Below are 16,161 nucleotides of genomic sequence, written 5' to 3'. Positions count from 1 at the left end.
CCGAACAAAAATTGACAAGACTGCGCAATTGATGGTTTCATACTGCCCCTGTGATTTTTAGTGAGAATTACAGGGACCTGCAAAAACAGCAAGTAGATTCCTCCCCATCGCATCAAGAGAAAGCCTTAAAGTAATGATCAAAGAAACAGTCCTGTCCCGCTCCCTGCGCGTGATGTTTGCAGGCGGCCTGGCACTCGGCATGCACGGCGCCATGGCGCAGCAAGCCCCGCAAGAGTCCATGCAGCGCGTGGAAATTACCGGCTCCAGCATCAAGCGCATCGCCGCCGAAGCGTCGCTGCCGGTGCAGTCCTTCAGCCAGAAAGACATCAAGAAGACCGGCGTCAGCACCGTCACCGACTTCATTCAGCAACTACCCGCCATGCAGGGCTTCTCCGTGGCGGCCGACTCGGTGGGCGGCGGCGGCGGCGGCGTCACCACCGCCTCCATCCATGACATCGGCGCGGCCTACACCCTGGTGCTGCTGAACGGCCGCCGCGTGGCGCCGTCCAACTCCGGCACCACCATCGACCTGAACTCCATCCCGCTGTCGGCTATCGAGCGCGTGGAAGTGCTGACCGACGGCGCCTCGGCCCTGTACGGCGCCGACGCCATCGCCGGCGTGGTGAACTTCATCCTGAAAAAAGGCGCTTCCCCGTGGGAAGTGAATGCCAAGTACAACAGCCCGGAAAAATCCGGCGGCAAGAGCAATTCCATCAGCATCAGCAAGGGCTTCGGCGACTACGAGGATGACGGCTACAGCGTGTTCGTCTCGGCCAGCCACGACCAGCAAAAGCAGCTGAAAGCCTCGCAGCGCAGCTTCGCCCGCACCGGCATCGTCAACTTCACCGACCCGAAAACCGGCAAGGCGCTGCAGTTCATCAACGGCTCCTCGCGCGCGCTGCCGGCCAATGCCGCCGTCAGCTACGACACCATCGATCCGAAGACCGGCACGACGGTCGAGAAGAGCGTCAACCTGAACCCGTACGCGCTGTCCCACGGCGGCAAGTGCGCCACCAGCAACCTGGACTTCTACGGCGACGGCAACTGCTTCTACGATTCGCCTTCCACCATCGAGATCAACCCCGAATCACAGCGCGACTCGATCTTCAGCTCGGGCAGCCTGAAGCTGGGCAACACCGGCTTCAAGGGCTTCTTCGACTTCGCCTACACAGAAGCGAAAATCGTCGCCAGCATCGCACCCTACCCGGCCGATTTCTCCATCACCAAGGGCTCCGCGCTGTACAACAAGTACATCCAGCCTTACCTGACCCCGGCGCAGAATGCCGGCGCCACCTCGGTGGTGGCAAAGTACCGCCTGTATGAAATGGGCAACCGCATCTACGACTACGGCACCAAGGCTACCCACCTGGTGGCCGGCGTGGACGGCCAGGCATTCGGCTGGGACATCAACTCGGCGGTGACCTACTCGAAGAACAAGCAAACCCAGAAATACGTTGGCGGCTTCCCGCTGGCCGACAAGTTCCAGGCCGCACTGGATGCCGGCACCATCGATCCCTTCGGCTATGCCCAGGGCGAAATGCCGCAATCCATGCGCGATGCGCTGCTGGGCACGGGCTTCTCCGGCACCTACAACACGCAGACCGTGGAAATGAAGGGCATCGACGCGCGCGCATCGCGCGAAGTGTTCAAGTTGGCCGGCGGCGCCGCCATGCTGGGCGTGGGTGCGGACTTCCGCAACACCGCCTTCAAGATAGACCAGGCCGACGTGGCCAAGCAGGCCCAGATCCTGTTCGACAACGCCCAGGTCGACAGCAACTACGAGCGCAACAATGCCGGCGCCTACGCCGAGCTGGTGATGCCGTTCACGAAAAAGCTGGAAGCGACCGCCTCGGTGCGCTACGACCAGATCGGCGCCATCGACAACAACCTGACCGGCAAGGAAGTGGGCAGCAAGGAAAACGCCGCCACCTGGAAAGTGAGCACCAAGTACTCGGCCGCCAGGAATCTGATGCTGCGCGCAGCGGCAGGCACCGGCTTCCGCGCCGCCAGCATGACGGAAATCGCCGGCCCGCTGGAAGACTGGGGCGTCACCGGCGGCAACTACCAGTGCCCGCTGACCGCCGCCACCGGCATGGGCGGCCACCCGCTGGCGTCCTACTGCAACGGCGTGCAGCGCCAGCAGTTCGAAGCCTTCCAGGGCGGCAATCCGGACCTGAAACCGGAGAAGTCCAAGCAGTGGAGCGTCGGCTTCGTGTTCGAGCCGCTCGACAGCCTGTCGATGGCCATCGACCTGTGGAACGTGGAAATCCGCGACCAGGTGACCTCGGTGTCCGAAGGCCTGATCTTCGCCAATCCAGCGAAATATGCCAGCCTGTTCACCACCAAGCACATCGGCTCGACCGGCAAGGACGTGCTGGCCATCAAGCTGCTGCCGATTAATATCGGCAAGGTGGAGAACCAGGGTGTCGACTACGACTTCACGCACAAGATGAAGCTGTTCGACGGCAAGCTGACCAGCCGCCTGGCCGGCACCTGGCTGCTCAAGTCGCGCTACACCACGCCCGGCACGGACGACCAGTGGGAAACCAGCTTGAACCGCTACGGTTCGAACGACAAGGTCAGCTTCCGCCACGTGGTGCGCGCCACCACTTCGTACGAGACGGCCAGGTTCACCCACACGCTGGCGGCCAACTACCGCAACGGCTACACCGACAAGCCGCAGTCGGAAGACGACTGCGCAGTCATCGTGGCCGGTTCGCCGGGCGAGTGCTACGGCATCACCCTGGAAGTGCCGAGCTACACCACCTTCGACCTGCAGTCGGCCTACCGCCCGCTGAAGAATGTGGAGCTCACGGCCGGCATCATCAACCTGTTCGACCGTACGCCGCCGTTCACACTGCGCAACACGGGTTCGCACCAGGTCGGCTACAACCCGTCCTACTCCAGCGCCCTGGGCCGCCAGTTCTACGTCAGCGGTTCTTACAAGTTCTAAGCGCAACAGCGGCGATTTGACCGCAAACTCCAGCTAACTTCTGGTTAAGGGCGATGCGCCGGCATCGCCCTTTTTATTTGCCTGCATAAAACAGCGTTATTGCCCAGACTGACTTGCAAGCCGTTGTATTAACCTGACACGCAATCTTTCATTATTGACATGGCCAGCAACCGGTGGTTACATCTGCCTGCCTGAAGATTAACAATTCTCCAGGCGGAATTGCCATACGAGGGGCCATCGCGCCTATCCGGCGCCCGGCCCACGACATGTACAACGATGTTCTTTTGGGAGTTTTGGGCAATGATGAAAGAAACGACAATTGCGCGCTCGGTACGCCTGCTGTGCGCCACCGGCCTGGGCTTGACCCTGGGCCTGGCAAGCCAGGCCACGCTGGCGCAGGACAGCAGCCAGCCCATGCAGCGCGTGGAAGTGACCGGTTCCTCGATCAAGCGGCTGGTATCGGAAACAGCCAATCCGCTGACGGTGTTCAAGGCGGAAGACTTCGTCAAGCAAGGCTTGACCACGGCCCAGGAGGTGCTGGACCGGATTCCTTCCAACAGCTCCAGCTTCAGTTCCGGCAACGTGGTCGGCGGCAACAGCTCCGGCCTGCCCACCGGCGGCCAGTCCAGCGCCGACTTGCGCGGCCTGGGCAGCGACAAGACCCTGGTGCTGCTGAACGGGCGCCGCATCGCCAACCACCCCTACGACGGCGCCAGCGTCGACCTGAACATCATCCCCGTCACCGCGCTCGAACGCGTGGAAGTGCTGCGCGACGGCGCCTCGGCCATTTACGGCACCGACGCCATCGGCGGCGTGATCAACTTCATCACCAAGCGTTCGGTGCAAGCCACCACCATCACCGCCGAAGCGCTGCTGCCGCGCGCCCCGGGCGCCGATGAAAAACGCGTCAATATTTCCTCCGGCTTCGGCAACCTGGAAACCGACGGCTACAACGTGTTCGGCGTGTTCGACTACCACAAGCTCGACATCCTGACCTCCCAGCAGCGCGAGTTCTCCAAGACCGGCGTGATCCCCTCGCGCGGCCTGAACCTGACGTCCGGCACCACTTTCCCCGGCAACTTCTTCGATCCCGGCTCCAACGTGACCGGCAACCCCGGCCGCGCGGCCGGCTGCGACCAGCCCTACTCGCTGCCGATCGGCGGCGGCGGCACCTGCCGCCAGGATTACACCCGCCTGATCGACGACCTGCCGGCGCAAAAGCAAACCGCCTTCTTCGGCAAGGCCAGCTTCAAGATCAACAACGACCATCTGGCCAGCATCGAATACCTGCACGCCGAGAACGACGTGCTGTCGCACACCGCGCCGCCGCCGCAAACCGGCCTGATCCTGCCGAAAACCAGCAAATACTATCCGGGCAACCCGGGCGGCGGCGTGCCCGCCATGCCCGGCCTCTCCGGCCAGCCGCTGTCGGTCAACTGGCGCCCCACCGAAGCGGGCCAGCGCGAAATCAATTCGCTGGGCGCGGCGGACCGCCTCAGCATCGGCGTGGAGGGCTTGCTGGCGGGCTGGGACTACAAGACCGGCTTCACGCTGTCCGAAAGCCGTTCGGCTGAATGGTTCACCGGCGGCTATGTGCGCGACGAATCCTTCGCGGCAGGCGTGCTGAACGGCATCCTGAACCCCTTCGGCCTGCAGGATGCGGCAGGCAAAGCCTACCTGGCCAGCACTGCGCTGCGCGGCAAGGTGCAGGACGGCAAAACCCGCAACACCGGCATCGACTTCAAAGCCAGCCGCGAGCTATGGGACATGGCGGGCGGCAAGGCCGCTGTGGCCTTCGGCGGCGAACTGCGCCGCGAGGAAGCGGACTTCTTCGTCAACCGCGACATCGCCGGCCAAGCGGCCAGCTCGGGCCTGTCGGGTTCGCAATCGACCTCCGGTTCGCGCACCATCAAGGCCGTGTTTGCCGAAGTGAACCTGCCGCTGATCAAGGATCTGGAAGTGCAGTTCGCTACCCGTTTCGACGATTACAGCGACGCCGGCAACACCACCAATCCCAAGCTGGGCGTACGCTACCAGCCGACCAAGCAAGTGCTGCTGCGCGGTTCGGCCTCGACCGGCTTCCGCGCCCCGACGCTGTTCGAGAAAAACGCGCCGCAGTCGAAGAACGACACCAACAACTCCTACAACGATCCGGTGCTGTGCCCGGGCGGCGTGCCATCGTCCAATCCGATCACCAATCCGCTGCGCGACTGCGATCTGCAGCAGTTCAAGCTGCAAGGCGGCAATCCGGCCCTGAGCCCGGAAGAGTCGCGCACCTTCGCGGCCGGCATCGTCATCGAGCCTATCCCGCAGGCCACGCTGGCGCTGGACTACTGGAACATCAAGCTGAAGGACAAGATCAACGCCCTGCCTGAGGAAGTTATCTACGGCAACTACGCCAAGTACAAGGACCGCTTCCTGCGCAATCCGGACGGCTCGCCGTTCGCCATTCTGGACCTGAAGGAAAACCTGGGCCGCGTCAACACTGACGGCATCGACGTGGCGCTGACCCTGCGTTCGGGCAGCAGCGCCTACGGCGCGTTCACCTTCACGCTGGACGGCACTTATGTCCACAAGTATGAATACCAGGACGAGCGCGACGGGCCCTACACGCAGAACGTGGGCCGTTACGCCGCCAACAATCCGGTATTCCGCTGGAAACACAATGCGTCGCTGAACTGGCGCATGGGCGTGTGGAGCGCCACCCTGGCGCAGTCCTTCAAGACCGGCTACGAAGACCAGAACCTGGACATCGAAGACCAGTACCTGAACCACGTGCCGTCCTACAGCCTGTGGAACCTGACCGCCAGCTACACCGGCATCAAGGGCGTCACCCTGACCGCCGGCGTGAAGAACCTGCTGGACAAGGAGCCGCCGTTCTCCAACCAGGGCACGCTGTTCCAGAAGGGCTATGACCCGCGCTACACCGACGCAGTCGGCCGCGCCATCTATCTGCGCGGCAGCTACACCTTCTAAGCGCCCCGCCAACCCCGCCGCCGGCTTCAGCCGGCGGTTTCACTTTGTAGCACTACGTATCGTTTTGTAGCAAAAAAGTGACAATTTCTTGCCCGGTTACATTATTTACTATTCGCCGGAAAACGTGAAACGCCGCCTTTCCCCTTCTTTACCTGTTTTTACAAACTCCGCAAAGTTGGTAACAAAATCTGCGATTTTTCCCAGTATGTAGCGGTATCACCGGACTTCTGCCGCGATTGGCGCCAACAGGGCTGCCGTGCGAAAAACGGGAAAATCACGGAAAACCACAAATTTTTCACGTTGACACCACGTTGTCTAGATGATTACATGAGCCACTGGCTAACCTTTGCCGTTTATCAATGGCGAGCCGCCTGCAAGGCGAAAAGATAAAAAATCTTTCAACTCGGCCGTAGACGCCGTTTCATTAAGTAGTACATCTTGGGAGTAGTTAAATGATGAAGGAAACTGTTTTGTCCCGTTCGGTACGCCTGATTTGCGCCGGTGGTCTGGTGCTGGGCATGCATGCCGCCCAGGCCCAATCCGCACCGGACACCATCCAGCGCGTTGAAATCACCGGTTCCTCGCTCAAGCGCGTGGATGCCGAAACCGCACTGCCAGTGCAGGTGATGACGAAGGCGGAAATCTCCCGCACCGGCGCCACCAGTACGCAAGAACTGCTGACCTCGATCTCCGCCCTGTCCTCCTCCGGTTCGACCCAGAACTCGACCGGCGCCGGCAGCTCCACCTACGGCATGTCCTCGATCTCCCTGCGCGGCCTGGGCGATGAGCGCACCCTGGTGCTGGTGAACGGTCGCCGCCTGGCAGCCTTCGCCGGCGGTGGCGGCGCAGCCGTCAACGTCAACGTCATCCCGCTGGCCGCCATCGAGCGCGTCGAAGTGCTGAAAGATGGCGCATCGGGCGTGTACGGTTCGGACGCAGTGGCCGGCGTGGTCAACTTCATCCTGTCCAAGTCCTTCAAGGGCGTGGAAGTCACCGCAGGCTACGGTTCCCCAACCGAAAGCGGCGGCGGCAAGAACTCCAAGGCATCGATCACCGGCGGCCTGGGCGACCTGAGCACCGACGGCTACTCGGTCGTGGTGTCGGCGTCGTACGAAAAAGAAAAACTGCTGAAAGCGACCGACCGTTCCTACTCGGCCTCCGGCAACAACCTGCCGTACTACGCTTCCGGCGCAACCGGCCAGGGCAACATCGAAGGCGCCATCATTCCTGGCGCTTACCCGAACGACCGCGTAACCGGTTTCGGCAACTCCCCAGGCACCGGTTATGGCAACCCGCTGGCCGACCAGGGCAAGTGCGATTCCATCCTGATGTACAAGAACGCGACCAACACCTCGAAGAACACGCCATATTGCGCCTTCGACAGTGCCGCCTTCGTTGGCCTGATTCCCCAGCGCGAACTGAAAAACCTGACCGCCAACGGCGCGTTCAAGATCAACGCCAACCACGAGCTGTTCGCCGACGCACTGTACTCCGAGTCCACCGTGACGCAGAGCTTCCAGGGCAGCCCGGTGCGCCGCTCCTTCCTGGAAACCGACGGCGAGTTCGCCAAGCAAGGCGTACACCCAGCCCTGCTGCTGTACCCAAGCAACCCGGTGTACCAGTCGATCGCCGTGCCATACCTGAACAAATACGGCTTCACCAGCCTGATCGGCAAGCCGCTGGCCATCACCAGCCGCGTGTTCGACTTCGGCAACCGCACCAGCGTCGACGAAGCCAAGCAATCGCGCCTGGTACTGGGTTCGAAAGGCACCGTATGGGGCCAGGACTACGAAGTTGCCGTTGCCACCAACGAAAGCAAGATCCACGGCACCGTACCGGCCGGCTACTTCTCGCAAGTCGCTTACGCCAAGATCATCAACGATCCTGCCAACAACTGGAACCCATGGGCTCCAGGTGCGGTGCAGACCGGCGCCCTGGCTGACAAGCTGAAGACCGCCCAGTACTCGGGCGACACGCTGACCGGCAAATCGACCAGCAACACCTTCGACGCCAAGATCGCCGGCGAACTGCCGCAATTCATGGGCCTGACCGCGCAGTACGCCGTGGGCGCCCAGTCGCGCAAGGACAAGTTCCACACCACCCCTAGCCCTGCGCTGGAAACCGGCGACATCGCCGGCCTGGGCGGCAGCGTGCCTCCTGTGAACCGCTCGCGCACCATCAACTCGGTGTTCGCCGAAGGCAGCCTGCCGCTGACCAAGACCCTGGACCTGGGCCTGGCGCTGCGCCGCGACGACTACAACGACGTCGGCAGCACCAACAACTACAAAGTGAACGGCCGCTGGCAGCCACTGAAGTCGGTGCTGGTCCGCGCGTCGGCAGGTTCGGGCTTCCGCGCCCCTACCCTGAGCGACCTGTGGCAGCCACAGACCACCGGCTCGTCGGAGACCTTCAACGATCCGGCAACCGGCCAGTCCCAGCTGCAAGTTAACGCCGTGTCCGGCGGTAACCCTAACCTGAAGCCTGAGGAATCGCAGCAGCGTTCGATCGGTATCGTCCTGTCGCCAGCCGACAGCTTCACCTTCGGCGTGGACTGGTTCAAGATCAAGGTGTCCGACATCCTGGCCACCCCATCGGCACAGGAAGTGGTGTCCGGCTTCCGCCGCGGCGACTCGGCATACGCCAACCTGGTGAAACTGCAGGGCAACGATGTTGACCTGGTCTACACCACCCTGGCCAACACCGGCAACGCCACCGTCGAAGGCTTCGACGTGTTCGCCCAGTTCCGCCAGAACACCGCGTTCGGCCGCTTCGACACCACGTTGAACGGTACCTACATGGACAAGTTCGACCAGACCAGCCCAGGCGGCACCCTGTCGCACAAAGTTGGCACCCTGGTAGACAAGAACGGCGACCCAGTGCTGGGCGCGCAGGACGGCGGCGTGGTACTGCGCTGGCGTCACGCCCTGAGCGGCACCTGGACCCAGGGCCCTCTGGCAATCTCGCTGACCCAGAACTTCGCTTCCGGCTATGAAACCGGCTTCCGCCAGGGCGACGGCCAGCGCAACTTCATCGGCGCCATGACCACCTACGACACCAACGTGACGTGGAAAGGCTGGAAATCGCTGGTGCTGAGCGCAGGCGTGCGCAACCTGTTCGACAAGCAGCCTGGCGTGTTCGTGCCAGTGTCGAACCAGTTCCAGGCCGGCTACGACATCAACCAATACGACCCACGCGGCCGCTTTGTGTATGTGTCGGCAGGCTACACCTTCAAGTAATACCCAGCTGATAGTTCCCAGCTAAAAAAAACCCCCGCCGTAGCGATACGGCGGGGGTTTTTTAATGGGTGCTGACTTCCTAATCAGTCGGTGTTCTGCAGGCGGCGCTGGCGCACCGCCGCCGCCAGGCCTTCCAGCACCTGCACGCTGCTGTCCCAGTCGATGCAGCCGTCGGTGATGGACTGGCCGTAGGTCAGCTCCTTGCCCTGCACCAGGTCCTGGCGCCCCGCCACCAGGTGCGACTCCACCATCACGCCCACGATGCGGGCGTCGCCGCCGGCGATCTGGCCGGCGATGTCGGCGCAGACCGGGATCTGGTTCTCCGGCTTCTTCGAGCTGTTGGCGTGCGAGGCATCGATCATCAGGCGCGCCGCCAGGCCCTGCGCGGCGATGGCCTTGCAGGCTTCGTCCACGCTGGCCGCGTCGTAGTTGGGCGCCTTGCCGCCGCGCAGGATGATGTGGCAGTCCTCATTGCCGTTGGTGGACACGATGGCCGAGTGGCCGCCCTTGGTCACCGACAGGAAGTGGTGCGGCTGCGAGGCGGCCTTGATGGCTTCCACGGCGATCTTGACGTTGCCGTCGGTGCCGTTCTTGAAGCCCACCGGGCACGACAGGCCGGAAGCGAGCTCGCGGTGCACCTGCGACTCGGTGGTGCGCGCGCCGATCGCGCCCCAGCTGATCAGGTCGGCGATGTACTGCGGGCTGATCACGTCCAGGTATTCGGTGCCGGCCGGCAGGCCCAGCTCGTTGATGTCGCGCAGCAGCTCGCGCGCCATGCGCAGGCCGTCGTTGATGCGGAAGCTGTTGTCCATGTAGGGGTCGTTGATCATGCCTTTCCAGCCCACCGTGGTGCGCGGCTTCTCGAAGTACACCCGCATCACGATTTCCAGGTCCGCGCCCAGCTTCTCGCGCAGCGGCGCCAGGCGGCGCGCGTACTCCATGGCCGCTTTCGGATCGTGGATCGAGCACGGGCCGATCACCACCATCAGGCGGTCGTCCTGGCCGTGCAGGATACGATGCAAGGCCACGCGCGCATTGGCGGCGGTCGTGCTGGCGGCCTCGCTGACGGCGAACTCGCGGATCAGGTGGGAAGGCGGGACCAGTTCCTTCATTTCGCGGATGCGCAGGTCGTCGGTGCGTTGCATGGTATCTCCTGAAGTCTAAGGCTGAAAAATCGTGGGCTAAAAAAAAACCGCCATCGCTGGCGGTTTGTCTGGGTCTGCTGGGATCTCGTTGTTACGTGAACCGGCCGCTACTCCACCGCCTTTGGGTTGGAATTGCTAAAGTAAAAGTGGCCGGTAAAGAAAACGCAACGCTGCATGGAAGAAATCCTAAAAGGTTGCAACGACTATAGCAACAAGTTACAACTTTTGGCAAGCGATTTGTCAAGTCGCCTGATCATGCGTGCCCGTGGCGCACGCACCACAATTGGGCACGATCCGCATCGACCCTTGACGCAGATCAGAATCGCCGCAGGCAAAGGAGGCAAGACTGCACAATCCTGCTTACCTCTTTGGAGTGACGAAATGAAAAAACCGATCTTCCCCGGCCTGCTGGTACTGCCCGCCTTGCTGGGCCAGGCCTACGCCCAGGAGGCTGCCCAGCAGCCCTTGCAGCGGGTGGAAATCACCGGCTCCAACATCCGCCGCGCGCAAGCCGAAACCGCATCGCCGGTGCAAACACTGAACCGCGCCGACATTGAAAAATACGGCAAGACCACGGTGGCCGAACTGATGCAGACCCTGGCGGTGGACAACCAGGGCTCGGTGCCGATGACCTTCGGCGGCGGCTTCGCTTCCGGCGCCTCCGGCATTTCGCTGCGCGGGCTGGGCGCCGCCTCCACCCTGGTGCTGATCAACGGCCGCCGCGTGGCGCCCTACGGCCTGGCCGACGACGGCCAGAAGGTGTTTGCCGACCTGAACGTGATCCCGTCCGAAGCGGTCGAACGGGTGGAAATCCTGAAAGACGGCGCCTCCGCCATCTACGGCTCGGACGCCATCGCCGGCGTGGTCAACGTGATCCTGCGGCGCGACTTCCGCGGCACCACCGTGCGCGCCAGCCAGGGCATCTCGGATGAGCACGACGGCCACGACACGCGCGTCGCCATCACCCACGGCGTGGGCAACTTGGACACCGACCGCTACAACTTCATGGGCAGCCTGGAATACGGCCGCAAGGGCGCCATCGCCAACAGCGCGCGCGCCGGCCGGCGCTACATCGGCCGCAGCGACCTGCGCGACTACGGCTTCTCGGCCCAGGAATCGCTGGGCGGCACCGGTGCCATCCTCAGCACCAACAACGCCGGCAGCGCCATCAACGGCAACGTGCGCAACCCCACCACGCTGGACTACTACAACCGAGGCAACCCGGCCGGCGTGGGTTTCACGCGTTTTTTCCCCGGCGCGGCCTGCGCCAACTTCACCAGCCACCCGCAGGGCGACCCCGGCGGCGGCTGCCTGATCGACGCCCAGCAGCTCTACAGCGAGATCCAGCCGGAACAGGAAACCGCCAATGCTTTCGCGCGCCTGAGCTACCAGATCAACCCGGCCTGGCTGGCGTATAGCGAGCTGAACTTCTATCACAGCACCTCCACCGCCGCCACCACGCCCTCCACGGTGAGCGCCTCGGTCGGCTACCCGGGCGGCCCGGTCAGCAACGCCGCCGTGCAGCTGGGCGCCGGCCATCCGGACAACCCTTACTTCGGCCGCGCCGCGCGGCTGCGCTACCTGGCCGCCGACGTGGGGCCGCGCGTGAGCCACGTGAAGTCCGACTTCACCCGCTTCGTGGCCGGCGCCAAGGGCAGCTGGCAGCAGTGGGACATCGACGCGGCCTGGCTGTTCTCGCAGAACGAAGTGGGCAACACCCGCACCGGCTACCTGCAGCGCGACGTGGCCTTCGCCCTGCTCGACCCGAGCGCGGCCAACGTGGCTGCGGCGCGCGCGCGCAGCGCCGCATATGCCGCGCTGCCCGCCGGCAGCTACTGGCGCATCGGCGAGAACGCCGGCCTGAACTCCGCTGCGCTGTACGGCGCGCTCTCGCCCACCATTGCCAACGACGCGGAAACCCGCATCAACCAGATCGACGTCAAGGCCAGCCGCGAGTTCGGCCGGCTGCCGGGCGGCGCCATGGGCGTGGCGCTGGGCGCGGAATACCGGCGCGAATCGACCGAACTGGAGCCGACCCAGGGCACCGAGCTCGGCAACATCATCGGCCTGGGCTACTCGGCCTACCGCGGCAAGCGCACCGCCAGCGCCATCTACACCGAGCTGCTGGCGCCGCTGCACAAGACGCTGGAAGCGTCGGCCGCGCTGCGCTACGACCACTTCTCCGACGTCGGCAATTCCTACACGCCGAAAGCGGGCTTGAAGTGGACCCCGACTAATGCCTTCGCGCTGCGCGGCACTTTCGCGCGCGGCTTCCGCGCCCCCAGCGCGGCCGAGAACGGCGTGGGCGGCCTGGCCGCATTCTCCACGGCGGAAGACCCGGCACGCTGTGCGCTCGGCGTGCAGGTGGCCTGCAACCCCGCGTCCATCGCGGTGATCACCTCGCCCAACCCGGCCCTGTCGCCGGAGCGCTCAAAGAGCTTCAGCGCCGGCGTGGTGTGGGACCCGATGCCGCGCACCAGCGTGTCGCTGGACTTCTGGCAGATCAAGCGCAAGAACGAGATCAACCAGGAGCAGACCGACGCCGCCATCGCCGCCGGCCACATCGCGCGCGACCCGTCCACCGCCACCGTGCCGGGCGATCCCGGCGCCATCACGGCGGTGCTGGCGCGCTACGTCAACTCCAGCAACACCAAGGTGCGCGGCGCCGACCTGGACGTGCGCAAGACCTTCTCGATGGGGGGCTGGGGCACGCTGGCGGCCGATGCCAAGTGGACCCATTTGTTCAAATGGCTGCGTACGGAAACCGACGGCTCGCAGCGCGACTTCGCCGGCACCCACGGCAACTGCGACGTGACCAACTGCATCGGCACCCCGGACGACCGGGTTAATTTGAGCGCCACCTGGGAGCGCGAAGCGTTCCGCGTGACGGCCACCGCCAATTACCGGGGCAAGATGGATAACACGCTGTTCAAGGACGACCCGGATGGCTGCGCCACGCATTTTGCCAACGGCAACGACGCGCCGAACGGCTGCAAGCTGGCCTCGTTCACCACCATCGACCTGACGGCGCGCTGGAAAGTGAGCCCGAAGATGGAGGTGACGGCGTCGATCCAGAACCTGTTCGACAAGATCCCGCCGCTTGATCCGCTGACGTATGGCGCGGTGTCGTACAACCCGCTGGACTATAGCGGGGCGCTGGGGCGTTATTTCAATGTGGGGATGCGCTATCAGTTCTGACGGCGCTGGCGGGTTACGGCTGCGCCTAACCCGCCCTACGGTCCATGGCGCACCGTAGGGCGATCAAGGGCGTGGCGGTTCGTGACGGACCGTGTGCCGATCACGGGCATGGCGGTTCGTGGCGGGCCGTGTGCCGATCATTGGCGTGGCGGTTCGTGGCGGGCCGTGTGCCGATCATCGGCGTGGCGGTTCCTGGTGGGCCGTGTGCCGATCACGGGCATGGCGGTCGTGACGGCCCCGTGTGCCCGTAGGGCGGGTTAGGTGCGCAGCACCGTAACCCGCCGCACCGCCGGCCTAGGCCGTGCCGCCGACTGTCACGCCGTCCAGGCGCAAGGTGGGCTGGCCCACGCCCACCGGCACGCTCTGGCCTTCCTTGCCGCACACGCCCACGCCCGAATCAAGCTTCATGTCGTTGCCGATCATGGACACGCGGTTCAGCACGTCCGGACCGTTGCCGATCAGCGTGGCGCCCTTGACCGGGTAGGTGATCTTGCCGTCTTCGATCATATAGGCCTCGCTGGCCGAAAACACGAACTTGCCGTTGGTGATGTCGACCTGGCCGCCGCCGAAATTCACCGCGTACAGGCCGTTCTTCACCGACGCCAGGATCTCGCCCGGGTCCTTGTCGCCGCCCAGCATATAGGTGTTGGTCATGCGCGGCATCGGCAGGTGGGCGAACGATTCGCGGCGCGCATTGCCGGTCACCGGCATCTTCATCAGGCGCGCGTTCATGGTGTCCTGGATATAGCCCTTCAGGATGCCGTCCTCGATCAGCGTGGTGCACTGGCTCGGATTGCCCTCGTCGTCAATGTTGAGCGAACCGCGGCGGTCCTTCAGGGTGCCGTCGTCCACCACGGTCACGCCCTTGGCCGCCACGCGCTCGCCGATGCGGCCCGAGAAGGTGGACGAACCCTTGCGGTTGAAATCGCCCTCCAGGCCGTGGCCTATCGCCTCGTGCAGCAGGATGCCGGGCCAGCCCGGTCCCAGCACCACGGTCATCGGACCGGCCGGCGCCGGGCGCGCGTCCAGGTTGACGATGGCCGACTTCACGGCCTCGTCCGCGTACTGTTCCAGCAGCTCGTCGCTGAAGTAAGCGTAGTCGTAGCGGCCGCCGCCGCCGGACGAACCCACCTCGCGGCGGCCGTCCTGTTCGGCAATCACGGTCAGCGACACGCGCACCAGCGGGCGGATGTCGGCCGCCAGTACGCCGTCGCTGCGCACCACCAGCACCACGTCGTATTCGCCGGCCAGGCCGGCCATCACCTGCACCACGCGCGGATCCTTGGCGCGCGCCATTTTCTCCAGGCGCTCCAGCAGCTTGACCTTGGCGGTCGCGTCCAGCGAGGTCAGCGGATCATGCGGCAGGTACAGCGAGCGGCCGCCCACCTGCTGCATGCCGCTGGCCACCTTGACCTTGCCGGCGCCGGCGCGGCCGATGGTGCGGGTTGCCGCCGCCGCTTCCATCAGCGCGCGTTCGGAAATGTCGTCCGAGTAGGCAAAGGCGGTCTTGTCGCCGGAGATGGCGCGCACGCCCACGCCCTGGTCGATCGAGAAGCTGCCGGTCTTGACGATGCCCTCTTCCAGGCTCCAGCCCTCGTTCTTGGTGAACTGGAAATACAGGTCGGCATAATCGACCTTGTGGGTAAACATGCTGCCCAGCGTTTTGAGCAGCTTCGCTTCATCCAGGCCGAACGGCGTCAGCAACAGATCGCGCGCGACGGCCAGGGTGGACAGATTGGGTTCGAATGGGATCATGGTGTATGCCTAATAAAATATGTCGCAAATATGCTGCCATTGTAGGGCGGATTAGCGCGCAGCGCGTAATCCGCCACCGGACGCGCTGCCGCCTCCTCACATGGTGCGATGCTTCAGCGCCGGCAAGCTCTCCCGCACGCTGCCCATGAACACGGCATCGACCTCGCCGTGCACCACGCCCTCGCCCTCGGCCAGCACCGTTTTCACCGCGCCCCAGGGATCGACCAGCATGCTGTGCCCCCAAGTGCGGCGGCCGTTCTGGTGCGTGCCGCCCTGCGCCGCCGCCAGCACATAGCACTGGTTTTCAATGGCGCGCGCGCGCAGCAGGATTTCCCAGTGCGCCTGGCCGGTGGTGTAGGTGAACGCCGCCGGCACCACGATCAGCGACACCGGCCCCATGGCGCGGAACAGCTCGGGGAAGCGCAGGTCGTAGCAGACCGACATGCCGACCTTGCCCACCGGCGTGTCCACCGTGCCGACGCTGCTGCCGGGCACGATGGTGCGCGCCTCGTCGTAGGATTCCGTGCCCTTGGTGAAACCGAACAGGTGAATCTTGTCGTAGCGGCCTACGTGGCGGCCCTGGTCGTCGTACACCAGGGTGGTGTTGACCACCCTGGCCGGGTCATCCGACGCCAGCGGCAAGGTGCCGCCCAGCAGCCAGATGCTGTGCTGGCGCGCCATCTCGCTCATGAAGTCCTGGATCTGGCCCTTGCCCAGCGGTTCGGCCACGGCCACCTTGTCGTTCTCGCTCAAGCCCATGATGGCCCAGTATTCGGGCAGCAGCACCAGCTTGGCGCCGGTATCGGCCGCCTGCGCGATCAGGCGCCGCGCGGTGGCCAGGTTTTCGCCCACCGAGGGCGAGGAGATCATCTGTATCGCTGCGACAGTGTTCATGGTG

7 protein-coding genes are annotated in these 16,161 nt (G+C 64.2%); 4 read left to right on the top strand and 3 right to left on the bottom strand.

What is annotated here, in order from left to right; genetic code table 11:
• Window positions 1-133 precede the first annotated feature (133 nt).
• From ASC94_RS20320 to ASC94_RS20310, 3 genes are all read left to right on the top strand, one after another.
• The gene (locus tag ASC94_RS20320) at window positions 134-2,953 is read left to right on the top strand and encodes a TonB-dependent receptor (RefSeq protein ID WP_056399510.1); all 2,820 of its coding nucleotides are present in this window, start codon (window positions 134-136) and stop codon (window positions 2,951-2,953) included.
• Window positions 2,954-3,253: 300 nt separating this feature from the next.
• Window positions 3,254-5,929, top strand: a complete 2,676-nt coding sequence (locus tag ASC94_RS20315; protein ID WP_056399509.1) for a TonB-dependent receptor — start codon at window positions 3,254-3,256, stop codon at window positions 5,927-5,929.
• A gap of 452 nt (window positions 5,930-6,381) precedes the next feature.
• Window positions 6,382-9,165, top strand: coding sequence for a TonB-dependent receptor domain-containing protein (locus tag ASC94_RS20310; protein ID WP_056399508.1), 2,784 nt, complete (start codon window positions 6,382-6,384; stop codon window positions 9,163-9,165).
• Window positions 9,166-9,248: 83 nt separating this feature from the next.
• Here ASC94_RS20310 and aroG read toward each other — a convergent pair whose 3' ends face one another.
• On the bottom strand, window positions 9,249-10,310 hold the full coding sequence (gene aroG, locus ASC94_RS20305; RefSeq protein ID WP_056399507.1) for a 3-deoxy-7-phosphoheptulonate synthase AroG: 1,062 nt from the start codon (window positions 10,308-10,310) through the stop codon (window positions 9,249-9,251).
• 381 nt (window positions 10,311-10,691) lie between these two features.
• On the opposite strand from aroG, the gene ASC94_RS20300 reads away from it, so the two are divergent.
• Window positions 10,692-13,508, top strand: a complete 2,817-nt coding sequence (locus ASC94_RS20300) for a TonB-dependent receptor (RefSeq protein WP_056399505.1) — start codon at window positions 10,692-10,694, stop codon at window positions 13,506-13,508.
• 294 nt (window positions 13,509-13,802) lie between these two features.
• Here the strand turns inward: ASC94_RS20300 and tldD are convergent, their stop codons facing one another.
• Both tldD and ASC94_RS20290 read right to left on the bottom strand, forming a co-directional pair.
• Window positions 13,803-15,263, bottom strand: coding sequence for a metalloprotease TldD (gene tldD, locus ASC94_RS20295; RefSeq protein WP_056399497.1), 1,461 nt, complete (start codon window positions 15,261-15,263; stop codon window positions 13,803-13,805).
• A 96-nt stretch (window positions 15,264-15,359) separates the two neighbouring features.
• Window positions 15,360-16,157: a carbon-nitrogen hydrolase family protein gene (locus tag ASC94_RS20290; protein WP_157201527.1), complete on the bottom strand. Its 798-nt coding sequence runs from the start codon at window positions 16,155-16,157 to the stop codon at window positions 15,360-15,362.
• Window positions 16,158-16,161: the final 4 nt, after the last annotated feature.

Origin of the sequence: Massilia sp. Root418 (assembly GCF_001425265.1) — a bacterium.
In the GTDB taxonomy this organism is placed as follows: Bacteria; Pseudomonadota; Gammaproteobacteria; order Burkholderiales; family Burkholderiaceae_D; genus Rugamonas.
This window is presented reverse-complemented; position numbering and strand designations above follow the sequence as displayed.

Bases quoted from the DNA above. Each gene is read 5' to 3' on its own strand.
- ASC94_RS20310 (WP_056399508.1), top strand. From the start codon at position 6,382: ATGATGAAGGAAACTGTTTTGTCCCGTTCGGTACGCCTGATTTGCGCC.
- aroG (WP_056399507.1), bottom strand. From the start codon at position 10,310: ATGCAACGCACCGACGACCTGCGCATCCGCGAAATGAAGGAACTGGTC.
- tldD (WP_056399497.1), bottom strand. From the start codon at position 15,263: ATGATCCCATTCGAACCCAATCTGTCCACCCTGGCCGTCGCGCGCGAT.
- ASC94_RS20300 (WP_056399505.1), top strand. From the start codon at position 10,692: ATGAAAAAACCGATCTTCCCCGGCCTGCTGGTACTGCCCGCCTTGCTG.
- ASC94_RS20290 (WP_157201527.1), bottom strand. From the start codon at position 16,157: ATGAACACTGTCGCAGCGATACAGATGATCTCCTCGCCCTCGGTGGGC.
- ASC94_RS20320 (WP_056399510.1), top strand. From the start codon at position 134: ATGATCAAAGAAACAGTCCTGTCCCGCTCCCTGCGCGTGATGTTTGCA.
- ASC94_RS20315 (WP_056399509.1), top strand. From the start codon at position 3,254: ATGATGAAAGAAACGACAATTGCGCGCTCGGTACGCCTGCTGTGCGCC.